Origin of the sequence: Butyrivibrio sp. TB, from assembly GCF_900110805.1 — a bacterium.
In the GTDB taxonomy this organism is placed as follows: domain Bacteria; phylum Bacillota; class Clostridia; order Lachnospirales; family Lachnospiraceae; genus Butyrivibrio; species Butyrivibrio fibrisolvens_C.
Genome location: NZ_FOER01000006.1, coordinates 21,901 through 46,589, shown reverse-complemented (window position 1 = coordinate 46,589; position 24,689 = coordinate 21,901). Strand labels below are relative to the sequence as shown.

General features: G+C 42.8%; 20 protein-coding genes. 1 reads left to right on the top strand and 19 read right to left on the bottom strand.

What is annotated here, in order from left to right:
• Nucleotides 1-62 precede the first annotated feature (62 nt).
• The 8 genes from BMX21_RS05315 to BMX21_RS05280 all read right to left on the bottom strand — a co-directional run bounded on the left by BMX21_RS05315 (nt 63) and on the right by BMX21_RS05280 (nt 11,132).
• Nucleotides 63-1,118 carry a PhoH family protein gene (locus tag BMX21_RS05315; protein ID WP_092042119.1) on the bottom strand — a complete coding sequence of 352 codons (1,056 nt, stop codon included), beginning with the start codon at nt 1,116-1,118 and terminating at the stop codon, nt 63-65.
• Complete coding sequence (gene rlmH / locus BMX21_RS05310; protein WP_027204717.1) at nt 1,115-1,594, bottom strand: 23S rRNA (pseudouridine(1915)-N(3))-methyltransferase RlmH; 480 nt, start codon at nt 1,592-1,594, stop codon at nt 1,115-1,117. The genes BMX21_RS05315 and rlmH overlap by 4 nt, the downstream gene beginning before the upstream one ends.
• Before the next feature lie 23 nt (nt 1,595-1,617).
• Nucleotides 1,618-2,094, bottom strand: a complete 477-nt coding sequence (locus BMX21_RS05305; protein ID WP_092042117.1) for a hypothetical protein — start codon at nt 2,092-2,094, stop codon at nt 1,618-1,620.
• A 302-nt stretch (nt 2,095-2,396) separates the two neighbouring features.
• Nucleotides 2,397-3,797: an NADPH-dependent glutamate synthase gene (gltA, locus tag BMX21_RS05300; protein ID WP_022754862.1), complete on the bottom strand. Its 1,401-nt coding sequence runs from the start codon at nt 3,795-3,797 to the stop codon at nt 2,397-2,399.
• Between the two features lie 16 nt (nt 3,798-3,813).
• A complete protein-coding gene (locus tag BMX21_RS05295) occupies nt 3,814-4,689 on the bottom strand; it encodes a sulfide/dihydroorotate dehydrogenase-like FAD/NAD-binding protein (RefSeq protein ID WP_092042114.1) in 876 nt (291 codons plus the stop codon).
• Between the two features lie 168 nt (nt 4,690-4,857).
• Entirely contained in the window at nt 4,858-6,084 is a 1,227-nt protein-coding gene (locus BMX21_RS05290) for a chitobiase/beta-hexosaminidase C-terminal domain-containing protein (protein ID WP_177173935.1), read from the bottom strand.
• Between the two features lie 21 nt (nt 6,085-6,105).
• Nucleotides 6,106-7,776 (bottom strand): formate--tetrahydrofolate ligase, encoded by a 1,671-nt coding sequence (locus BMX21_RS05285; protein WP_027204713.1) that lies wholly within the window; start codon nt 7,774-7,776, stop codon nt 6,106-6,108.
• A 206-nt stretch (nt 7,777-7,982) separates the two neighbouring features.
• Complete coding sequence (locus BMX21_RS05280; RefSeq protein ID WP_092042109.1) at nt 7,983-11,132, bottom strand: FtsK/SpoIIIE family DNA translocase; 3,150 nt, start codon at nt 11,130-11,132, stop codon at nt 7,983-7,985.
• A gap of 174 nt (nt 11,133-11,306) precedes the next feature.
• On the opposite strand from BMX21_RS05280, the gene BMX21_RS05275 reads away from it, so the two are divergent.
• Nucleotides 11,307-11,882, top strand: a complete 576-nt coding sequence (locus BMX21_RS05275; protein ID WP_022754857.1) for a hypothetical protein — start codon at nt 11,307-11,309, stop codon at nt 11,880-11,882.
• Between the two features lie 428 nt (nt 11,883-12,310).
• On the opposite strand, the gene proB is transcribed toward BMX21_RS05275, so the two are convergent.
• From proB to BMX21_RS05220, 11 genes are all read right to left on the bottom strand, one after another.
• Entirely contained in the window at nt 12,311-13,111 is an 801-nt protein-coding gene (gene proB / locus BMX21_RS05270; RefSeq protein ID WP_027219099.1) for a glutamate 5-kinase, read from the bottom strand.
• A 214-nt stretch (nt 13,112-13,325) separates the two neighbouring features.
• Nucleotides 13,326-14,495: an NUDIX domain-containing protein gene (locus tag BMX21_RS05265; RefSeq protein WP_092042107.1), complete on the bottom strand. Its 1,170-nt coding sequence runs from the start codon at nt 14,493-14,495 to the stop codon at nt 13,326-13,328.
• A 151-nt stretch (nt 14,496-14,646) separates the two neighbouring features.
• The gene (locus tag BMX21_RS05260) at nt 14,647-15,963 is read right to left on the bottom strand and encodes a flagellar hook protein FlgE (RefSeq protein ID WP_177173934.1); all 1,317 of its coding nucleotides are present in this window, start codon (nt 15,961-15,963) and stop codon (nt 14,647-14,649) included.
• Between the two features lie 247 nt (nt 15,964-16,210).
• Nucleotides 16,211-17,329, bottom strand: coding sequence for a glucose-1-phosphate adenylyltransferase subunit GlgD (glgD, locus tag BMX21_RS05255; RefSeq protein WP_092042101.1), 1,119 nt, complete (start codon nt 17,327-17,329; stop codon nt 16,211-16,213).
• On the bottom strand, nt 17,322-18,473 hold the full coding sequence (locus BMX21_RS05250) for a glucose-1-phosphate adenylyltransferase (RefSeq protein WP_027205004.1): 1,152 nt from the start codon (nt 18,471-18,473) through the stop codon (nt 17,322-17,324). The genes glgD and BMX21_RS05250 overlap by 8 nt, the downstream gene beginning before the upstream one ends.
• Before the next feature lie 87 nt (nt 18,474-18,560).
• Complete coding sequence (locus BMX21_RS05245; protein WP_092042099.1) at nt 18,561-18,827, bottom strand: hypothetical protein; 267 nt, start codon at nt 18,825-18,827, stop codon at nt 18,561-18,563.
• 128 nt (nt 18,828-18,955) lie between these two features.
• The gene (locus BMX21_RS05240) at nt 18,956-19,201 is read right to left on the bottom strand and encodes a DUF6171 family protein (RefSeq protein ID WP_242952879.1); all 246 of its coding nucleotides are present in this window, start codon (nt 19,199-19,201) and stop codon (nt 18,956-18,958) included.
• Nucleotides 19,198-20,685 carry an alpha-N-arabinofuranosidase gene (locus BMX21_RS05235; protein ID WP_092042097.1) on the bottom strand — a complete coding sequence of 496 codons (1,488 nt, stop codon included), beginning with the start codon at nt 20,683-20,685 and terminating at the stop codon, nt 19,198-19,200. Before BMX21_RS05235 ends, BMX21_RS05240 begins: the two co-directional genes overlap by 4 nt.
• Before the next feature lie 462 nt (nt 20,686-21,147).
• On the bottom strand, nt 21,148-21,978 hold the full coding sequence (locus tag BMX21_RS05230) for an MYG1 family protein (RefSeq protein WP_092042095.1): 831 nt from the start codon (nt 21,976-21,978) through the stop codon (nt 21,148-21,150).
• Between the two features lie 170 nt (nt 21,979-22,148).
• Entirely contained in the window at nt 22,149-22,976 is an 828-nt protein-coding gene (locus BMX21_RS05225; RefSeq protein ID WP_092042092.1) for an energy-coupling factor transporter transmembrane component T family protein, read from the bottom strand.
• On the bottom strand, nt 22,969-24,687 hold the full coding sequence (locus BMX21_RS05220; protein WP_092042089.1) for an ABC transporter ATP-binding protein: 1,719 nt from the start codon (nt 24,685-24,687) through the stop codon (nt 22,969-22,971). Before BMX21_RS05220 ends, BMX21_RS05225 begins: the two co-directional genes overlap by 8 nt.
• Nucleotides 24,688-24,689: the final 2 nt, after the last annotated feature.

Below are 24,689 nucleotides of genomic sequence, written 5' to 3'. Positions count from 1 at the left end.
CTATTTTTTCTTTTACTGGTTCTTTTCCTTAACTGCTTCTCTTCTTTAACTGCTTCTTTTTCTCAGCTGCTTCTTTTCCTGGCCTCGCGCTTTATAGCTGACTTTCTCTGAGAACGCGCTGTTTCTTTTTTCTCATAATCTTCATATGCCTTGACGATCTTCTGTACAAGCGGATGGCGGACTACGTCTTTGCTCGTAAGATTGCATACGGCGATATCATCTATATCCTTAAGAACCTTCTGAGCTACATCAAGTCCTGATACAGTGCCGGGTGCAAGGTCCTTCTGAGTAGCATCACCAGTTACGATAACCTTAGAACCAAAACCTATTCTTGTAAGGAACATCTTCATCTGAGCCGGAGTTGTATTCTGGGCTTCATCAAGGATGATATATGCATTATCAAGGGTTCTTCCTCTCATATAAGCAAGAGGAGCCACCTCTATAAGTCCCTTCTCCATATTAGCAAGGAATCTCTCTGTTCCCATTATCTGATAGAGCGCATCATATAAAGGTCTAAGATATGGATCGACCTTGCTCTGAAGATCCCCCGGAAGGAAACCAAGCTTCTCTCCTGCCTCTATAGCAGGTCTTGTAAGGATGATTCTGGATACTTCCTCTTTCTGAAAAGCTGTTATAGCCATAGCCATGGCAAGGTATGTCTTTCCGGTTCCTGCAGGTCCAAGACCGAATGTGATCATATGAGATCTGATAGAATCAACATATTTCTTCTGTCCAAGTGTCTTGGGCTTAATAGGCTTGCCTGTCGTAGTATGGCATATAAGATCCGAATCAATATCCAGAAGGATACTGTCATTGTCTATTTCTGTATCTTTGTCACTTCCCATGTCGTCACTGTCCTCTTTTAATGTTATAGCGTAGTCAACGCTCTGTTCTTCGATATTGCTGCCCGCTGACGAGAGCTTGGCAAGCTGTCTTATGATATCAGCCGCCTTCTGGGCATCTTCCTGTCTTCCGACTATACGAAGCTGACCTTGTCTGTCTGTGATCTCTACACCGAAGTTATTCTCAATCTTCTTCATATAGCTGTCATTACGGCCGAATATATTCCGCATCTCATCGACCGTAAGATCTATTCTGATCTCTGTTATGTATTTCATTTATGGTACGGCTCCCCGCTTAGAATTTTATAAGATCTATATATCTGTTCCAGTAGTACAACTCTCATCATCTGATGAGGAAAAGTCATATCCGAAAAACTGATCTGTCCGTCTGCTCTTTCTAAAACTGCATCAGACAGCCCCAGCGATCCACCTATCACGAACTGGATATGACTGCATCCGGATATCGCATATGAATCTATCCATTTTGCAAATCCGGGAGAATCAACCTTTTTTCCTTTGATAGCCAGAGCTATGACCTTGGCCTTAGGATCGACATGCTTTAAAAGCTTCTCCCCTTCCTTGTCCTTGATCATCTGCTCTATAGCTTCAGGAGCATTGTCAGGTGTCTTCTCATCTGCAACCTCGATGATCTCAGGTTTGCAGTATCTGGTAAGACGCTTAGTGTATTCTGCTATAGCGTCATTCCAATATTTTTCTTTTATCTTGCCTACACATAGTATACTTATTTTAATAATTTCACACTTTCCGTATCCTTTTAAGAAAAGATCTCACTATAATATTTTTCTATAAATCTATCCAGCATATCTTCATCCAGATTCAGGAATTTAGAAGTTATGCGTTCTTTCATATATGCTGTTCTTTTATAAAATATGACACCGTCTCCGGACATATCATCGTCTGGGTCTTCTGCTTCAATAGCGTCGCAGATAGTATCTGCTGTAAGATTATCTACGCACCATTCATGAATCTTGTCAGCCAGAGTGCTCTCCTTGACAGCTGCCTCGTTGAACCTTTTGTAATTCCTCATGGCCAGAGCACCCATGACTATAAAAAGCACAAATAATGAGCCCATTATACCTGTTGTCATATATTTATTGAACATAGGCATTGCAAGGGGATTTTTGATAAGCATGTATATATCAGCAATAAGTCCTAAAGTACCGACACTTATAAGTACGACAGCTGAGGAATGATTATCCTCTGCCATATCTTCATTAGATCTGTATCCCATTATAATAATCCTCCAATAATACGCATACATCCTAGTGTACTGACTCGTTCATATTTAATCATATATGAACGAGTCAGCGCACTAGATATAATATTTTGAAAATGCGTATGATTCCCTTATCTATCGTCCCCTTTATATAATACCCCAAGACTATCTTGCAAACTGTGTCGCGATTAGTCACAGAACGTGTAAAATCATAGACCAAAGGTATTTATAACTCCCTATATAATACCACAAAAGGGCATACAGGTTGAACCCGTACGCCCTTATTATGTAAATTTTTCTTTAATAAAAGTTAAAAATTAATCAAGAGATCTGAGGTACTCATCGATACCTGCAGCAGCAGCTTTGCCAGCTCCCATTGCAAGGATAACTGTAGCTGCACCTGTTACAGCATCTCCACCTGCAAATACACCCTTCTTGGATGTCTGACCGTTATCTTCCTGTGCAATGATACATTTACGCTTGTTGATCTCAAGTCCTTCTGTTGTAGAACTGATAAGCGGATTAGGACTTGTTCCAAGTGACATGATCACAGCATCACATTCGATCTCGAACTCAGAACCCGGGATTTCAATAGGGCTTCTTCTACCTGATTCATCAGGTTCGCCAAGTTTCATCTTAATGCATCTGCAACCTCTTACCCATCCTTCTTCATCTGTAAGGATCTCTACAGGATTGTTAAGAAGGTCAAATACTACACCTTCCTGCTTAGCATGCTCAACTTCCTCTTTACGTGCAGGAAGCTCTTCTTCAGAACGACGATATACAACATGTACCTCTGAGCCAAGACGAAGTGCCGTTCTGGCAGCATCCATAGCAACGTTACCACCACCAACTACTACAGTCTTCTTAGGATGCATGATAGGTGTTGTAGAATCCTTGCTGAATGCCTTCATGAGGTTTGAACGTGTAAGGAACTCATTGGCTGAGAATACGCCAAGTGCCTGCTCACCCGGGATATGCATGAACTTAGGAAGTCCTGCACCTGATCCTACGAATACAGCATCAAATCCTTCATTTTTCATAAGAGAATCAATTGTTACACTCTTACCGATGACAACGTCCTTCTCGATCTTAACACCGAGCTTTTCTACGTTCTCGATCTCTTTCTTAACAACCTTCTCTTTAGGAAGACGGAATTCAGGAATACCGTATACAAGAACACCACCTGCTTCATGAAGTGCCTCAAATATAGTTACATCGTATCCAAGCTTAGCAAGATCTCCTGCACATGTAAGGCCGGAAGGACCTGATCCAATAACAGCGACCTTGTGATTCTTCTTCTCTTTAGCACCCTCTGGTACGATGCCCATCTCTCTGGCTGTATCAGCAACATATCTTTCGAGCTTACCGATAGATACAGGCTCACCCTTGAAGCCTCTGATACACTTACCTTCACACTGTGACTCCTGAGGACATACACGTCCGCATACAGCAGGAAGTGCAGAAGACTCGCTGATGATCTGATATGCAGCTTCTACATTGCCCTCTTTAACTTCCTGAATGAAAGCAGGGATATTGATGGCAACAGGGCATCCCTTCTGACACTGAGGGTTCTTACAGTTAAGACAGCGTGTTGCTTCAGCCTCAGCCTCTTCCTTGTTATAACCAAGACATACTTCTTCAAAATTCGTAGCACGAACCTTAGGGTCCTGCTCACGAACAGGAACTCTCTTTAAAACATCAACTTCTATAGCCATTTGTTAATCTCCTATTTTATTCACAAACTCCGCAGTGACCCTTATGTGTCTCGCCTTCTTCTTCAGCAAGCTTAAGTCTTGTTTCCTCGTTCTTATAAAGCTTCATTCTGTTCATAGCCTGATCGAAGTCAACAAGGTGACCATCAAATTCAGGACCATCAACACAAGCGAACTTGACCTGATCTCCAACTGTAAGACGGCATGCACCACACATACCTGTTCCATCTACCATGATAGTATTCATGGATACGATAGTAGGTATTCCGAGCTCCTTAGTGAGCTTACATACGAATTTCATCATGATCATAGGTCCGATGGCGATACACAGATCATACTTGTGACCTTCATTAACAAGATCCTCAAGGCACTTTGTAACCATACCGCTTCTGCCATATGAACCATCATCTGTTGTTACATAGAGATTACATACAGTCTTGAAACGATCTTCAAGGATTACAAGATCCTTGTTCTTGGCACCTATGATAACATCAGCTGTAACTCCATGTTCCTTGAGCCACTTAGCCTGAGGGTAAACAGGAGCTGTTCCAACACCACCTGCTATGAATACGATCTTCTTGTTCTTAAGTTCTTCAGGATCTTCCTTTGTAAGATCTGAAGGATTACCAAGAGGTCCTACTACGTCAGCAAAACTGTCTCCTGCTTTCATCTTAGCAATCTGATTGGTCTCAGCACCGATTGACTGAACTACAATCTCAACAGTTCCCTTTTCTCTGTCATAATCGCAGATTGTAAGAGGAATACGCTCACCCTCTTCATCTACGCGCACGATCAGGAACTGTCCTGGAAGACATCCTGCTGCTACACGTGGAGCCTCGACAACCATCTGATATATATGGGCTGCCAGCTCATTTCTTTCCAAAATCTTGAACATAGTCCTGTTTCTCCTTACTTAAATAATTTCAACTTTTCAGTATCATAAAACAAATTGCAAAACATTGCAACACTTAAACGTGGTAAAGTGGCAACGTTAGAAACTAAATTCCTTTATTTAAAATAGGTCTTAGGCCAAATCTGTCCATAAATAGCGGACTTCCGAGCCTTAGCTAAGCTGTTTAAGGAAATAATTTCCTGCTCCGTCCGTGCCAAGACGATATACAGCTCCGTCGTGCACATTTACCGCGTATAAAAGTCCTGTAGCTGTGGCGCTGCCATCTGTAGACATATGATACTCTGTAAAAACATAATAGTCGCCACTGGATATAACTTCTGTGGAAGTAACAGAATATGTATTATATCCATCCATTCCAGCAACCGCTCCGCTTCCGTCAAGAAGGTAGCCTTTTTGAACAAGCGAAGTGATCAGTAATGATGCTGCATATTCTTCTGAGACATTGACCGTATAATGAAGTGAATATGTACGCTCTACTATCTCACTTGCAGCTCCTGTCTCATTGTCGATGGCAACAAATTTATATACTGATTCTCCGTAAGGCATGCTTACAGGTCCTGTATATAAAGTTGATGATGCAGTCGGATCGCTTCCATCTGTTGTGTAATATACATTAGTTCCTTCTGAAGTAACTACCGCTATCTGGGTATCAACGTTATAATTGCCACTATCCTCTATTATAGTCGGTGCATCAGGTATTGGCATAGCGATCTCATATGTAACTGTTGCAACTTCAGACTTGACTCCGTCACTATCTACAAGGACAGCCTTGAGGGTGTATATACCATTTTTATCAAATACTATAGGATCTACACCATTGAAGATAGAATCCGCAAGTGTAGGTGTTACCCCGTTGATAGTATAGTATATAGAGCCTTCTCCGGCTTCGATATAAACTTCAATTTCCTCATCATAAGTTCCGGAAGCCACTGAAAATGTCGGAGCTTCGGGGCCTTCTCCCGTAAGCGCAGCTTCCTGTGATGCACCTTCCAGGGAAGAATCGCTTGCTGACACAGTACTCTTAACTGACGGATTATCTGTTTTAACATCAGATGATCTGTCGTTGATAAGATAATAAACTATACTTCCAAGAAGTGCTATCAGAACGATACATAATATACATATCGTCACTTTATAGCTGCCGAATATATGACCTTCTTCATTGGAATCAAAATCATCTTCCTCGTCATAATCATCATATTCGTCATCAGACGTATCATCGCCGTCATCAAGACTGCTGGCCAGAACAGACAATGATTCATCTATTCTGTTCTCTACAAGCGGATCAAACTCCGGTACAATTTTAATTTCTTCACCACATGATGGACAATATACCGCATCATCCGGTATAAAAGCTCCGCATTTAGGACACTTCATAACTAACCTCATTGCAAAAAATCAGAAAAGACCTGTGATCTTGCCATTATCATCGACATCTATATCGAAGGCTGCCGGTCGCTTAGGAAGACCAGGCATTGTCATAATGGAACCGGTCATAGCTACTACAAAGCCTGCTCCGGCTGATACATAAGCTTCTCTTACAGTGATCTTGAAATCCTTAGGTCTTCCAAGAGCTTTCTGATCATCAGAAAGTGAATACTGAGTCTTGGCCATACAAACAGGAAGATTGCCAAAACCAAGCTCTGTGATCTTCTGTAGCTGTCTTGCAGCTGCAGGTGTATATGTTACGCCATCTGCTCCGTAGATCTTGGTAGCAATGGTATCTATCTTATCTGTAAGCGACATATCAAGCGGATAGATAGGCTCATAACTGCTCTTTTTATTATTAAGAGTATTCATGACCATACGGGCCAGCTCTTCGCCGCCTTCACCACCTTTTGCCCAAACTTCAGAAAGAGCAAAGTCGCAGTCACGTTCATGGCAAAAATCTCTTACATAAGCTATCTCAGCTTCTGTATCAGATGTGAAAGAGTTAAGAGTTACAACAACAGGAACGCCGAACTGCTGCAGGTTCTCTATGTGCTTCTCAAGGTTCACGATACCTTTTTTAAGCGCTTCAAGATTCTCCGTAGCAAGCTGATCCTTAGCTACTCCGCCATTATATTTCAAAGCTCTGATAGTTGCAACGAGTACAACTGCATCAGGCTTAAGGCCTGCCTGACGGCACTTGATATCAAGGAACTTCTCAGCTCCAAGATCTGCACCAAAGCCTGCTTCTGTAATTGCAACATCTGCAAGGCGAAGAGCCGCATTGGTAGCACGTACTGAGTTACATCCGTGAGCGATATTGGCAAAAGGACCACCATGGATGATAACAGGTGTATGCTCAAGTGTCTGTACAAGGTTAGGCTTTATGGCATCCTTTAAAAGTGCAGCCATAGAACCAACTGCGTTAAGATCTTTGGCTGTAACCGGCTTTCCATCATATGTATAAGCCACAATGATACGGCCAAGTCTATCTTTAAGATCACTTATATCATTAGCAAGACAGAATGCTGCCATGACTTCAGTAGCAACTGTGATAGCAAAATGGTCTTCTCTTACAAAACCGTCAGCCTTAGCACCAAGACCTACAACAACATTACGAAGGGTTCTGTCGTTAAGATCAAGACATCTCTTCCATACGATCTGTCTTGTGTCTATTCCAAGTTCATTGCCCTGCTGAATATGATTATCAAGAAGGGCAGCAAGGAGATTGTTAGCAGTTGTAATTGCATGAAAATCTCCTGTGAAGTGAAGATTGATATCTTCCATGGGAACGCACTGTGCATATCCGCCGCCTGCTGCTCCGCCTTTGATTCCGAAACACGGTCCAAGTGATGGCTCACGAAGAGCTGCAACTGTCTTTACTCCGATCCTGTTAAGAGCGTCAGCAAGTCCTATGCTGGTTGTGGTCTTACCCTCTCCGGCAGGTGTAGGATTGATAGCAGTAACAAGTACCAGCTTGCCGGCAGGCTTGTTCTTAAGACTCTGAAGGAATTCTTCAGTGATCTTGGCCTTATATTTGCCATAAGGTTCAATATCATCTTCTGTCATTCCTACTTTTGCTGCAATTTCCTTGATCGGCAGTTTAACCGCCTCCTGTGCGATCTCGATGTCTGTTTTCATAAATCTCCTCCTTCATATAGCTTTTGACTTAAATTTTAAGTCCCGGCTGTCTATAAATATATGTCATATCCTTCAGGTAATCAATCACATATTTCATTTCCTGATCATTTATTTTTTGCGATCAGTTTTCTCTAACCATTAAGTCTAGTATTATTATGGAAAAAAACTCTGACCATCAGGCCCTGTTTATGACTATATATTCCCGCTTATTTTGATCCGTTTAGAAGAGACTCGAATTCATCCTTGGACATAAGTACCTTCCTTGGCTTAGTACCCTCTTCCTCACCGACTACGCCAGCTTCGCAGAGCTGATCCATAATACGTGCAGCACGGTTAAAGCCTATTTTAAATACTCTTTGGAGATTACCAATAGAAGCTTTTTCCTTATCAATGATAAACCTTCCGGCATCTGCAAAATACTCATCTCTGTCAGGACCACCTGATGCAGATCCGTCCGCAGATGATGAACCGGACTGTCCTTCCATCTTCTGAACAGCTTCCTGTATCTCTATATCATAAGTATCATCCTGCGAATCAGCTTTGATATAATCTGTAACCTGGCTGATCTCAGAATCAGAAACAAATGCGCCCTGAAGTCTTACCGGTTTGCTGACACTCTGCGGATAAAAGAGCATATCACCCTTACCAAGCAGCTTCTCTGCACCGACCATATCAAGGATAGTACGGCTGTCTGTACCACTGGAAACAGCAAATGCGATCCTGCTGGGCATGTTGGCCTTGATAAGTCCGGTGATGACATCAACAGAAGGACGCTGAGTTGCGATAACAAGGTGTATTCCGCAGGCTCTTGCAAGCTGAGCCAGACGGCAGATTGCTTCTTCTACTTCATTGGCAGATACCATCATAAGGTCTGCAAGCTCATCTACTATGATGACGATCTTAGGAAGCTTCTTAAGGCTTTCATTCTCTGCCATATGAGCTTCTACATATTCGTTGTAACCTTTAAGATCTCTAACCTCTGCCTCTGCAAAATACTTATATCTTCTGGTCATCTCTGCAACAGCCCAGTTAAGAGCCGCAGCAGCTTTCTTGGGATCTGTGACAACAGGTATGAGAAGATGAGGAATACCATTGTACACAGACAGCTCTACGACCTTAGGATCGATCATGATAAGTCTTACATCTTCAGGCTTAGCCTTATAGATTATAGACAGTATCATCGTATTGATACATACAGACTTACCTGATCCCGTCGCGCCGGCTATAAGCACATGAGGCATCTTGGCTATATCAGTAACTATCGTCTTGCCACCTATATCCTTGCCGACTGCAAATGAAAGATCTGCCTTGGATTCCTTGAACTCTCTTGATTCAAGAAGCTCTCTTAGAGACACTGTGACATTTTCCTTATTAGGAACTTCGATACCTACAGCTGCCTTGCCGGGGATAGGGGCTTCTATCCTTATATCAGTTGCTGCAAGGTTGAGCTTGATATCATCCTGCAGATTGACGATCTTGGATACCTTGACTCCAACTTCAGGCTGAAGCTCATATCTTGTAACAGTAGGTCCCTGGCTTATATCTGTGATAGTAACGTTAACTCCGAAGGTCTTAAGTGTCTTTTCAAGCTTGGCTGCTGTCTGTTTTAATACCTTGGCAGAATCTGCATTCTTATTGCCCATTCCGGGTTTAAGAAGGCTGGTAGGCGGGAACTTGTACTTCTTTGGCGGTTTAGCTACACTTGCTGTGGCAGTCTGTGCTGTCTTACTGCCAAGACTTGTGTCTGATCCTGTTCCTTCAAAAGCAGGTCTTGCCATCTCATTTCGGCTTCCGGATGCTGCTGAAGGAGCTGCTCCATTAGAATAGCTTATCTCTCCCGGCATATATGAAGGTTCTTTTGCCATAGAATCAATCTTCTGAGTAGATCTGGATGCAGATACATGATCCTGGGCATGGATTCCATAACCTTCTTCTGATATTCCGTTACCATAATCCCTACCGCCTGCATGGATCAATATATCATCCTGAGAAGATTCAGAACTATCATCTTCCGGAAGGTGCGCCTTGAGCTTGCCGGTAAATCTGTGCTGTCCATCAGGTTCAACCACAGTCTGCATCTGCTCAAACTTAAGGTCAGTGCCTGCATAGATCTCATTTCTGGTCTGGGACGAAGGTGCATCACTTCCGCTACTCTCTATACCGGCATCACCTGCATCCAGCGTACTGTCAGCCTTATCATCCTCATTAAAGCCTGCTTTATAAGTCTGAGTATCCTCTGATCTATTATCACTGGCGCTGACTCTATACCCGGCATCTGCCTGTTCTTCATAAGAGGTATTGAATGTAATCTCATGTATATCATCATGCACTTCCGAATTGTCCGGAACATAGAAGGAAGTATGGATCCTTGGTTCAGGTTTTGGCTCTTCCATGATCTCTTCTTCCTGATCGTATTCAGGCTCATCAAGATAGCCATCATCATCAGACATAGTGCCTGAATCCTCAAAATCACCGCTCGCCCTCAGGTCAGTATTGGTATCTACTCCTGATACATAGTGATCCATCCTGAGAATCTTCTCATCCTCTTTTTGCTGAAGGAGGAGCTCTTTTTCCCTTCTCTGAGCCTCTCTTCTTTCTTCTAAACGCATCCTTCTTACGCGGACCTGCTCAGAATAGGCAGCCGCATCCTCATAAGCCCTTTCTTTGAGCATATGAGTTCCCTTCCTTACGCCCCTTATAAGGGACTTCTCTGTAAGGACCACAAGGCAGATAGATGCTGCAACTATAAGGATCAGCACAGTTCCTATAAGTGAAAAAGTGTGATCGAGAAGATAAGCGATAGAGCCGAACAACACTCCGCCGCCGTTGTGTCCTATAGCAGCACTTTGATATATATCCGAGATAACGAATTCCAAGGCAGATGTCCTGCCCGAAACCAGTTCAAAAACTATGCCCATGATAAAAGTAAGACCTATACAGGACAGAATCTTGCGAACTGCCGGAATGCTCCCGTGGTTGGATATATAGAACACTACCATTCCACCTACTATAAGTGGCATAACAAAAGCAAGAAGTCCAAAAAGTCCGAACATTATCTCACTCAAAAAGTTGCCAAAAGCACCCAGAAGCCCAAAGTTGCACAGGAAAAGAGCAATTGCCGCAGCTATAAGGACAATTGCCGTTATCTCACTTTTTAATGCATATCCAAGATCATCCTGCTCGTCATACATCCTGGCATCTATGTAGTTATCTCGGGAAACACTTTTGGAAGTAGATCTGTTACTGCCACCTTTTAAACTCTTGGTTCCTTGGGACTTACTTCTTGATGAAGTCCTCTGCTTACTACTGCCTTCCCTTGATTTAGTCTTTCTAACACTGGAATTTGAAGCTGACATATTCTCCCTGACCCCTTAAAAAATTTTTGGGATAAACGCAGGATAAGTAATGACCACTCCTGCTTAGTTTTCTTTTAAGTATACCATTTTAGAATCGTTTATGCTATACTTTATGCGGCGACGTATTTGACGCACTATTATGGTTGAAGCATTTAGAAAGCAGGAGTAATACTAATGGAATTTAAACAGGTTATGGACTCAGGGTCCTTCAAACAGGTAGGTAATGATACTTCTTCATTCAAGATCAAGGAAGTAGCTGAAAAGTGCAGACTGGTTCAGACAGACAATGGTCTCAAGGTAGATTTCAACTATACAGGGCCTAATGCCAGCAGCTATCTTCAGTATGTTGAGAAGCACAGAGAGGAGCTCACAGAATATCTTCTGAATCCCGATGTTGCTGATTATTATGAATGGCTTGAGATGAGCCATCAGACACCTATCACTCTTAAAAAGCACGAAAAAGAAGCTCTTATCATCTATGTTAACTTCAGTCCTGAGACTAAGGTTATGGAGACCGGTATCTCTGATGATAATATCACTATGAAGCTTGGTGCTCCTCTTATAAGTCTTGAGATCGACAAGATGACTAGAGATGAATTCAAGCTTAGCATTTATAATATGCTTCTTCTTGCAGATGAGATCGCTGTAGGAATGGGCAATGAGAATCTTCGCAAGATGGCCAATATCGAGATGGTCAAGACATACCTTGCAGAGATCTATGACAAGTACACAGAGCGTCCTACAATGTGATCGTTCATGGTACTGCCAGTCAGAAACGAAATAAACAGCCGGGAAGCTGGATTTTCATCCAACTCCCGGCTGTATTTTTGTGCATGTATCCCGGACGGCGGAGCGGTATCTTCAAAGGCTTTGCGGGGGGATATGGCTTCGGGCAGGCAGAATAATGATCATTGCCGCGCTTTAATTGTTTTATAAATTCAGGGCATGATATCTGGAGATTTATATTCAAGGGTCCGAAACTCGCTTCGCTCAGACATGCGGACCCTGAGATGAATATAAATCTCCATCTATCACGCTCCTGAATTTTATAAAACAATTAAAAAGCGCGGCAATGATCATTATTCTGCCTGTCCGAAGCAATATCCCACCTCGCAAAGCCTTTGAAGATACCACTCCGCCTGTGGGTGAACACTTGACTATGACGAATGCCAATCTACTCAGTTCTTTTTACCGACAAAAAGAGTTCCTACGACTTTCTTGTCCAGGATGTCATAGATCTGCTCTGGTCTTTGGCCATTGATTACAAGGACATCGATGCCTCGGCTGGTAGCCAGCTGGGCTGCATCCATTTTGGTGATCATGCCGCCTGTGCCTCTGTTAGAACCTGAGTCGCCAGCTTTGTTGCGAAGTTCATCGTCGATATTTTCTACTCTGCTGATGAGCTTGGCGTTGGGGTTGGTCTTTGGGTTGGAGTCGTAGAGGCCGTCTATGTCTGAAAGGATTATGAGCTTTGCAGCTTCGCAGAATACTGCAACTACCGCAGAGAGCATATCATTATCAGAGAAGAGTTTCTTATCAGACTCGATCTCGGCATGGCTTATGGAGTCATTTTCATTAATGATGGGGATTATGTGATTTTCCAAAAGTGCGTTTAGTGTATTGGTAAGATTCTCTCTTCTTTCGGGATTTTGTACGTCTTCATTACTAAGAAGTATCTGGCCTACAAGTCTTCCGTACTCTCCAAAGAGTTTGTCATACAGATGCATGAGTTCCAGCTGTCCGACTGCTGCCGCTGCCTGTTTTAGACCAAGATCCTTGGGCTTTTGTGCAAGGCGCATTTTGCCGGCACCTACTGCTATAGCTCCTGAGCTTACAAGGACAAGATCATATCCCATGTTCTCTACTGCAGAGAGTGCTCTGCACAGGTGATCCAGTTGTCTTATGTTAATATCGCCTTTATCGTTGGTGATGGTGGATGTTCCAACTTTTACTACTATTCTCTTCTTTGAAAGTGCCATGATGACTCTTCATCTCCTTTATTCTGTACTTCAAGCTTATTACCAATTATAGTTACAATACCCATCTACTGCAATGTGGTAAATTAATCAAGTCGTTTTACCCTACCGCAAAAAACATCAGTAATATATTTATTTTCTTCTAATTCTAAATTCTCACTTGTACAGTGTAGTATCACCAAAGGTATTGCATCGTACAAGTAGGAATTTTGAGTTTCTAAAAAGTAATAGCACTTTTATATTCCTTAAGTGCTGCGTATTCGCGCTTGTATAGGCCGTACACTGCTATATCTTTATAGTGATAATCTTCATATTTTCCAAATATATCAAACGCCTCCCCAATTGGCACCCAGGCATTGGTGTATCCTGCAAGCTTCTCAGCTTCTGTAAGATGCTGAACTTTTGTATCTTCCACAAGTTCGCATATATAATAGTGGTTTATGTGCCTCCAGACATCAAAGAGCTCTTCAATATCAAGATATTCTTTTACAGCCCTTGTCTTGCAGCCTGTCTCTTCCAGCATCTCGCGTTCGCAGCAATCAGCGTAGTTCTCATGCCCTTCTACTCCACCGCCGGGGATTATATACAATCCACTCCCTGGCTCGTGACACAGAAGGATTTTTCCGTCTTGCACAAGTATTCCTCTGCAGGCGTGGCGGAGCCTGTCTATGTGTCCCACGAAATCATCATTTATAAGACGCATCTGTTTTACAGGGGTATTACCAAATTCTTTTATCTGCTGATACACCTTATCCGGGACTTCGCTTACAAACTGTCGCATCAAATCTTCTGTGTAAAATTTATGGTTGGATACGTCAATAGGATCAGGGAGGTTGTACTGCACATCTATGAGATGTCTTTTCATCCTGGCAATGCAAGTAGCTTTCACATAGTCTTCGCAATCTGTTTCATGTGAGTTTTCAAGAAGCTTCATGATCTCATCTGCATCATCAATGTTCTGATACAGCCATCTGTCTATCTTTATATATTCGGGTGAATAGCCTTCCTTGAACTGGTCTAAATTAAGGGGCGGCATCATCTTTTTTTGCAGAGCGCGCCATATTGACAGGTCGTTCCAATAATCCGTGAGGCAGTGTACGACTATCCCGATGTAGAAAGCCTTTAGATCTTGATTCTCTTGCATTACTACATATCTGTACCAAAAGGCCTTGATATTTAAGATCCAGTTGTCGTAGTTCTGCGTATCTCCCCAGGGCCCGCAGTTTTCGAATAGGTGCGAATGTACCTTCTTACTAAGATAGTCATCGTCAAAATGGACCGAATCCGGGGCTACTGAACCAAGAATGAACTCTTCCTTACCCTCATCGATCCCCAATCTGTCTATAAGTTTGTACGCAATCTCCATGTGCGTGATCTGTCCAGCCATTTAACATTCCTCCCAATATATTATTATCAAAATGATTTCTCCTCCGTCCCCAGGAACCATTATACCCAATAAAAAAGCACATCAGCAAGATTAAAATCTGTCTGGTGTGCTTTACAAATATCATAATAAAGATGATCATATATCATTGTTTCTAAGTTGACTTAAGGTTTCTAAGCTCACTTAGCATGGTATCTGATGTTGTGATGACACGGCTGTTGGCCTGGAAGGCACGCTGAGCTGTTATCATCCTTGTGAACTCGTCTGACAGGTCTACGTTACTTGCTTCAAGAACTCCTGTGGATATAGAGCCGCCGCTTTCTGTAACGGGAGCTATATCAGGATCTCCGGAAGCATTGGATGCTGAGTAGAGATTGTCTCCTTCATTGACAAGACCTGTTGCATTCATGAAGGTAGCTGTAGCCATCTGTGCCAGAAGTCTTGTATCGCCATTGGTATACTTGGCGTATATCCTGCCGTCTCTTTGAATAGCAATTCCGGACATCTTGCCATCTTCCTGACCTTCGCCATTGCCTTCTGCATCGCCTCTGGATGTCCTAAGCGTTGTGGTTCCGCTTGTATTGTAATTGGTAGTTCTGCTTATATCTACCGTAATACCTACGCCGCCAACATTAATATTGGCAGTTTCTGCACTTGTCAGCTTGCCGTCTGCAGGGCTGTAAGTAAGCTCGATCTCCTGCTCTTCGAAGTCAACGCTTTTGCCTGTAGAATCTGTAACTCCGGTAAGAGTCATAAGGTATGTTGTATCATCGTCATCACCTGCATCAGTGATAGAGAAGTTAATATTATAGGACTCAAAGCCCTCTTCGCCGGGGATAAGCGCTCCTGCCGATACACCGTGACCTTCATTGGTATAGATAGAAGGATCCATCTTATCAACATTGCCTGTAACAGTTATATATGTGGTGGGCTCGCCGGGTGAATCCTCGACATCAGGACCCATGAGCATGATCCTGTCAAGAGCGCCGTCTGTATTGACTGTAGCTCCGTCAGCAGATTCCCAGCCAAGGACATAATAGCCCAGAGATGATGTTACAAGATAACCTTCATCATCCTCAGGATTGCCTATCTCATTGATCTCACCATCAACGAAGAAGTCACCATCTCTTGTATAGTACTGATTGGTACCATCAGTTACTACAAAGAATGCATCTCCATTGATCATCATGTTAAAAGGGGCTGAAGTTGTAAGAGCAGAACCCTGCTTGGTAATATTGGTGTCTACAGCGGCCACTCTACCGCCAAGACCTATCTGAATAGGATTGATAGAGCCGGTTGCTTCTGAAGGGCCGGATGCTCTTTGTTTACTCTGATAGAGAATATCAGAAAAATTGGTAGCCTTCGACTTGTAGCCGTTGGTATTGACATTGGCAATATTATTGCCGATAACGTCCATCTGTGTCTGATGGATATTAAGTCCTGAGACCGCCGAGTATAAAGATCTAAGCATAAAAACCTCTTTTCCTGGTATCACATACGCCGCTTCCTGCGGCGGGTTCTTCCCTGAACGTGTTGCGAATAGCCATTTGGATATCAGTGCGGTCATCCATGAATGCACCTATATATTTCAGTCTTTATATCGGCTCCCCTGCACAAAAAATTTACTTGTCGCTTCACTTTAGTAATAATGTCGCAACCTCCTTGCAGATGTGCGTATGCGACTTAAAAACGGGAGGCTGCAACACCTCCCGTAAAACTCAGATTATATCCATCCTTCGGATGTAGCCGGGTTCATCTTCGGGGCAGACTATGTTCTGCTTAGCAGTGATCCTCGCCCACTTGTCGACTACCATGTTCTCGATACGAACACCTTCCTCGATGATCACATGGCCCATTATGATGCAGTTTCTGACGATAGCACCCTTCTTTATCTCAACGCCTCTTCCGATTACGGAGTTCTCTACATTGCCCTCGATGACGCAGCCGTTAGCAACCATCGTCTTTTTGACGGAAGCAGATGAAGTGTACTGAACAGGGCACGAGTCCGTAGTATGAGTGTATATAGGCCAGTCATTAGAGAAAAGACTCTCAGCATAGTCCAGATTCAGAAGTTCCATATTAGCTTCATAGTATGCTCTGAAATCCGTGATTGCTGCAAAATATCCCTTATGCTGTACGCCTCTTATATCAAGATTCTCACTCTCAGCATGGATGATATTGGTAAGTCTTGATATAGCGGACAGCTTTTTGGCCTTCTTAAGAAGCTCTATGAACAGATCCTTGTGCATTACATAGGTATCCATGAAGATATTGCGATCAGCCACTGTACCTGTGTTGATACGCATGGACTTAAATCCCTTCTGCCTGTTGAGCTCAAGTGTATAGCAGTTACGATACGAAGTATCTGCATTATTAACCTTGTGATATAAAAGAGTTATATCAGCCTTGGAATTTATATGCTCATCAAGAAGCTTATCATAGTCCTGCTTGAAAACCATATAGCTGGGAGTTATGATGACATACTTCTGATGACAGCGCTCTATTGAAGGAAGATTCTCAAGATAAGCCTTAACATCTGTATTGTAGATATCGCTCAGCGCACTTTCATGGCTGAACATCATCTGCAGAAGTCCCCTCTTGGAGTTGATATTGTAGATACGTCCCGTTCCAACATGCTCTGCAAGTGATCTGGGATTTTCATTATTAACAAAAAGCTGTATACGCTCTATCCCACTGTTGGACAGATTGGATACCGGGAAGTCTACTATACGATATCTTCCGAGAAAAGAGAATGCGCTTATAGGCCTAAAATCCTGCAATCCCTCTACTCTCATATATGTTCCGGCAGGTGCGATTATTCCGAATGCATTAGCCATAATATTTGCCTCCTTCCTCGATATCGTGAGCTACAAGCAAGATATTATCACTCTTAGCGCTGCCTACAACTGCGCCGTCGCCTATAGTTACACCATCAGCCACAAGAGCTCTTGTAACCTTAGCTCCCTCTCCGACTACTGCACCTGTCATAAGGACACTATCCTTGACTTTGGCATCCTTACCTACAATACTACTTGTAAAAAGAACTGAATGCTCAACCTTACCATGAACCTGAACACCCTGAGTGATATAAGCGCACTTAACCTCTGCATCCTCGCCTATAAACTGAGGAAGTTCAGTTGCATCTTCTGTATAGATCTTCCAGGAATTATCACCAAGATTAAGCTCACTACCCTCTTCAAGAAGATCCATATTAGCTTCCCATAAGGAATCGATAGTTCCTACATCCTTCCAGTAACCCTTGAATTTATAAGCATACAGAGCCTTACCATCATTAAGCATAGTAGGGATTATATCCTTACCAAAGTCATGATTGGAAGTCTTGCTGTTCATATCAGCAACAAGCATCTTACGAAGCTGCTTCCAGGAAAAGATATATATACCCATAGAAGCAAGATTGCTCTTAGGATGAGCAGGCTTTTCTTCGAATTCTACGATACGGCCGTCATTGGCAGTATTCATGATACCGAATCTGCTGGCTTCCTTCTTGGGAACCTCGATAACTGCGATCGTAGCATCTGCCTTGTTAGCAATATGAGCGTCCAGCATCTTGTCATAATTCATCTTGTAAATGTGATCACCTGAAAGTATAAGAAGATATTCAGGTTCATAAGAATCTATGAAATCGATATTCTGAGAGATAGCATCTGCAGTCCCTCTGTAAACATTAAGGCCACTATCAGCCTTCTCACGAGGAGGCAGGATAAAGACACCACTGTCCTTGCTATCCAGACCCCAGATCCTTCCGGCGCCTGCATAACTATTAAGAAGAATTGATTCATACTGAGTCAGAACTCCAACGATGTCTATTCCGCTGTTAGCACAGTTACTAAGCGGAAAATCAATGATCTTGTATTTTCCACCAAAAGCAACTGCCGGTTTTGCAACTTTGTTGGTAAGGTCTTTAAGACGACTACCTCTGCCTCCAGCTAGTACCATTGCCAGCATATTATTCTTTGCCATAAGTACCTCCCCATTGTTATTAATTTACAATTGAATGGTGAATTACATCCGGATCAGACAAAATCCAAAGTCACTATAGAAAAGGTATTATAAACTTTTGTCTCCCCCGGACAGAAAAGCTTTCATCGGATTGACGGATTGCGCCATCTTCATAATGGTGTCTTTCTGACCAGCCATATACTGCTGCAAAGCTTCAATCTCCTGTTTGGTAAAACCGCTGTTTCTAGTGATCCTGCACTCGGGAAGCTCTCCTTCAGCTCTTCGGCCTTCATCCTCAAAGGTTACATAGACAACCTTCATACCGCTTTTATTCTTAAGCGCACCTGATACAGACATTTTGAGTTTGTCAGACATAGGCAATCTCCACAGGTATCGGATCACAGATCACAAAACAATAAAACAACGACTATACAACTATATTTTAAGCTAATCCTATAGGCGCTTCAAGTACTAAATAGACGCAGAACAGCTAAAACAAAACTTCACCACCTCTTCAAAGGACAGGTCGCATCTTTTTTTAGAGCTCTTATCTCTACATAGCAGCCGCATTTAAGACATGTAGCCTCAAGAAGGCTATCGCACTCACGGCAGCTAGCAAGTCTTTTATCATATACAGCATCAGATGCCTTGTCCTTAGCAGCAAGAAGCTCACGTGTTCTTAACACGTGAGCATAGACATCCTCCTTGCCGGCAATCTCGTACAGGAAGCATCTCTTACATTTATTCATTTAAGAACTACCTCAAACGCACATACACTGTTCTTTGGAAGAGATGCTTTAAAGCTGCATCCATCTTCTGCTACAGCTGCATCAATAGATCTTATGCCTACAACATCAGGTTTTTCGAATGAATTATAATCTCCCATATCGCCTGTTACACATCTTCCGGATACAGAGCTTGCTTTAAGTCCTGACAGGATAACATCAACATCTGCCATCTCACTTTCTGACAGATTGACAACTGTAACAAGTGCCTTACCATCTTTGCAGCTTGCAGAAACATTGAGACGTGGAACCTTGAGTTCTTCCTGATCATTTAATATATCTGCATCCACATAACTTTCGAGATGATTAGCATTCATATGTTTTTTATACAGATCATATACATGATATGTTGGTGTCAGAACCATCTTGTCACCATCTGTAAGGATCATAGCCTGAAGTACATTGATCATCTGTGCGATATTGGTCATCACAACAGTATCGCAGTGATTATTGAATATATTAAGATTGATACCTGCAAGAACAGCATCCCTGATAGAGTTCTGCTGATATAAAAATCCCGGATTGGTTCCGTCTTCTACATCAAACCATGTTCCCCATTCATCAATGATAAGACCTATCTTATGATCCTTGGTCTCATACTGTTTGATGATATTACTATGATTATTGATCATATTTTCTATATTAAGAGTATTGTGAAGAAGACGATAATACTCATCCTTGGTGAATCCTGTAGCCTTGCCCTTATTGTTCCAATCATAGGTCACTGTATAGTAATGGAATGTGATCGCATCGATCATATGACCTGCACGTTCACATACAGTCTTGGTCCAGTTGTAGTCAGCGCCGTTACTGCCGGAAGCAATCTTATAGATAGGATGCTCATTGTCATAATTTCTCATATAGGTAGCAAACTTCCTGGCTTCATCAGAGTAGTACTCAGCTGACATATTGCCGCCGCATCCCCAGGCTTCATTGCCTATCCCCCAGTATCTGACATTCCAGGGCTCTTCACGTCCGTTCTCACGCCTTAGGTTGGCCATAGGAGATATTCCGCCCATGTTGCAGTATTCTATCCAGTCAGAAAGCTCCTGAACAGTGCCGCTTCCTACATTGCCTGACAGATATACATCGCAGCCAAGCTGACTTGCAAACTCCATGAATTCATGTGTTCCAAAAGAGTTGTCCTCTGTTACACCGCCCCAGTTGGTATTAACGATAGTCTTCCTATCCTTCTTGGAACCGATTCCGTCCTTCCAGTGATAAGTATCAGCAAAACATCCACCGGGCCAACGCACCAGCGGCACCTCGATATTCTTAAGCGCTCCAAGTACATCGCTTCTAATACCATTGACATTAGGTATATTATCTTCATCCTTAACATATATACCTTCATATACGCAGCGTCCAAGGTGCTCTGTGAACTGCCCGTATATATTCTTGTTGATTGTTCCCTTGCTTACCTTGCCATTAACAATGATGTGATTCATATCTTCTCCCTCTTATATAGAACGCAAGCTCCTAGATTTGGGCAGGTTGGAAGGTTCGGAGGTTTTGGGGAGTACATAGACCACGGCGGACAGAATATAGATCATTGCCATGCTGTTAATCGTTTTAAACTTCATGGCACGCTAGCCGGATCTTTTCATTCTGGGGTTCAAACTCGCTTCGCTCAAACATGTGAACCCCTGGCAGAATGAAAAGATCCATCTATCATGCTCATGAAGTTATTAAAACGATTAAAAAGCATGGCAATGATCTATATTCTGTCCGCCGTGTTCTATGTACTCCCCAAAACCTCCAAAGCTATCGAACCGCAAAAATAGTAGCTTGTGTATAGAATTGATACCTCAATTAATCTTACTAGCTGATATTGCAAAAAACAATCATTATTTTACTTATTGTTAAAATATTTTGCTTTTTTAAGACACAATGTAAATTTCGCACTTTTATCAGGCTTCGACTGCGAGCTTGGCTATGGCTCTGGCGTCATCTATGGTCTTGCAGGCACACAGGAATCCGGAGTTGTGACAGAATGTTATGCCGCTAACACCCGTAACTTTCTGAAGGAAGTCAGCCGGCTTACCTCTCCAACTCTCAGGGAATGGCTTCTTCTCTCTCTCTTCTCCATCAACCCTAACAGTCTGAACATTGTAACCACCACGTTCAGATTCATAGATCACATACAGAATATCTGTTCCCTTGACAGCATCCTGCCACGGGATAGTCTTGGAAAGCTCAAGAACAGGCCCTGTGCAGGCGTCCACTTCTTCCTTAACCATATAATAAGCCTTACGATTAGCATTGATCTGCCTGAACTTATTAACAAGGATCTCCTTGGCAACAGCAACAGCTCTCCAGAAAGCCTCGTCCCTGTCCTGATTCCCGATCCAGTCAGGATTGAAGTCACTTATGATATCGCATATCATCCAAAATGAACCTGTGTTGTCAGACTTATCGATCGGCTGGATGAAAGTCTCATCGAACTCCTTGGCATCTTCCTCAGACATTACCAGTGTTCCAAACTCCTCGAACAGAAGTCCGAAAGCCGCATAAGGGATTCCATTCTTCCTTACCTTCCTGTCTTTTTGATGATGATCGAACCTTCCAAGTCCTATATCATAAACAAGTCCGTCGAAATCTTCCGGAACCTGCATAAGTCTCTTAACCTTAAGCTCGGGATTTAGAATCTGCAGAAAAGCTGTAGAAAATACATCATCCGAATGAAACACACCGCCATGTGTAATTGCTTCTTTAATTTCATAAATATAACTGTTATCCATAGAACCTTCCTTCTTCAATCAATCATGATTTCTTGAACGTATAAATCAGAAACACATATTTACTGCATGTTTCGTAATTCAACGATTCTGTAAATAATAGAGCCTTCACCAAAGTCGATCTCAACCTACTCTACTACTGTATTTTTGAATCTGTGATTCAAAATATATGATCATTTAAACGGATTATAAAAGCGTCCGCCGTTATGAATGTTGAGCATGATAGAGATCACCAGAAGACCTGCGCACACTATCATACTTACATAATCGGCTGCTTTGAATTTTTTGCCCATATACCAGGTGCGCTTTTTGTTTTTGCCAAAGCCGCGAAGTTCCATAGCATTGGTGATACCCTCGATCCTGTCGATACTGGTAAGGACCAGCGGTATGAGGATTGCAGATGCTGACTGAAGTCTCTTAATTATAGAAGCCTTCTTGCTCATCTCAACGCCCCTTGCCTGGCTTGCCTTGCTGATCTCATCGTACTGGCGCTGAATATCAGGAATATAGCGAAGCGCCAGCGACACCGAATACGATATAGAATAGCTAACCCCTATCCTGTTAAGAGAAGCAGCGAATTCGCTAGGGTTAGTGGTGCATACAAACAGAAGTATGATCGGTATCGTAGCCGTATACTTAAGCCAGTAGTTAAGATGATAGAACAGCTGCTCTGCCGTAAGTCCGAAATGTCCGCTCATCCCAAACAGATATGTAGTCGTACCATAGATCTCCGTGCCATGATGCGGGGAGAAGAGGTACACAAGTATGGTATTAAGTACCAGAAATACCATAGTGAATCCCAGCATAAATGACACATCCTTAAGATGGATATGACCTATATAAAAGAGCACTACCCCACCTATAGAAAGAAGGGCCAGAAATCTCGTATCATATGTTCCCATTGCCGCAAAGCTCCACAAAAGAAGGCATATAAGCTTGGTCGCGCCCGTGAGATTGTGTATCCTTGATGGTCTGTCAATATAATTAAATAAATTAGTCATGAGACCTTACTTCATTCCTCTCATAATCGATAAATCTCTGGACAAAAGACGTACCATCTTCTATCCCGCATTTTAAGGCAAGATTGTAAAGAGATGTCTCCTTAAGGCTCGCCTTGTCTACTATCTCTCTATCCGTAAGGATCTTTGCCGGTCTGTCATCAGCAATTATCCTTCCTTGTGAAAAGACAACCGCCCTGTCTGCATACTCAAGCATCAGATGCATATCATGAGTTATCATCACGATAGTGATACCGGAGTCTCTAAGTTTTTTAAGAAACTCCATGATATCCGTATAATGCCTATAATCCTGACCTGCTGTGGGCTCATCAAGGATTATCATCTCAGGCCCCATAGACAAGATAGCTGCTATAGTAACACGCTTCTTCTGGCCGAAGCTAAGAGCCGAAACAGGCCAGTTACGCATCTTCCAAAGACCGCAGACTTTAAGCGCCTCTTCCACTTTCTTTTGTATCTCATCCTCCGGCACCTTGCGATTTCTAAGACCGAAAGCAACTTCATCATAGATCATGACCTGTGAGATCATCTGGTTAGGATTCTGAAGTACATATCCGACATGATCAGCTCTTTCCTTGATACTCTTTGGAAGGAAGTCCTGCCCACCAAAAGTGATACTGCCTGATGCAGGCTTTTCAAATCCGCATACAACCTTGGAAAAAGTGGTCTTGCCTGCGCCGTTGGTTCCGACTATTGCAAGCATCTCGCCCTTATATATATCAAGACTGATATTATCAAGTACAGTCTTTTTATTCTTCTCATAAGAAAAAGTAATATCCTTGACTGACATAAGGACATCTCTATCCCTGTTATCCACAGCAAGAGGCGTGTCCTTGTACCACCTTCTTACAAGCTCTGTATCCTTAGCATCTATCACCATAGATTCAAGATTCCAGGGGTGCTTGTCTTCAGATGCTGATACTCCGGCGTATTCCAAAGCAGTCACATACAGAGGTTCTCTGACACCGCAGTCTCTTAAAAAGTGACCTGCCAGGAGCTTATCAGGCGTTGTATCTGTTACTATGCGTCCTTCGTTCATGAGTACTACACGGTCAACATAGCGGTGGAGCACATCTTCTACTCTATGCTCTACTATTATCACAGCCGCACCTGTCTTTTTCTGAATCTCATCTATAAGTTCTATGGCCTGCTTGCCTGTAGCCGGATCCAGATTGGCAAGAGGCTCGTCAAAAAGAAGGACATCAACATCATCTACCATGACTCCTGCAAGGGATACACGCTGCTTCTGTCCTCCGGATACTTCCGACGGTGCATGCGACATAAAGTCGCCGATATTGACCATATCAGCGACTTTCTGCACACGATCCTTCATCTCTTTTTGCGGGATACAGTCATTTTCAAGTGCAAATGCTATATCCTCTGCCACAGTCATACCAACAAACTGGGAATCGCTGTCCTGAAGGACAGTTCCTACAGTGCGCGCTATCTTGAAAAGGCTGAGCTTTCGGATCTCCTTACCATTTATGGTAGCGCTTCCTGTCATATCCCCTTTGTATGAAAATGGTATAAGTCCGTTGATGCAGTGTACAAGCGTACTCTTGCCACATCCTGACGGACCTGCTATCAGTACTTTCTCACCCTTGGATACGGCAAAGTCTATATCATAAAGAGTAGGCTTTGCCTGAGCTTTGTACTGAAATCCAAAATTTTTAAACTCTATAATTGTTTCTGACATAT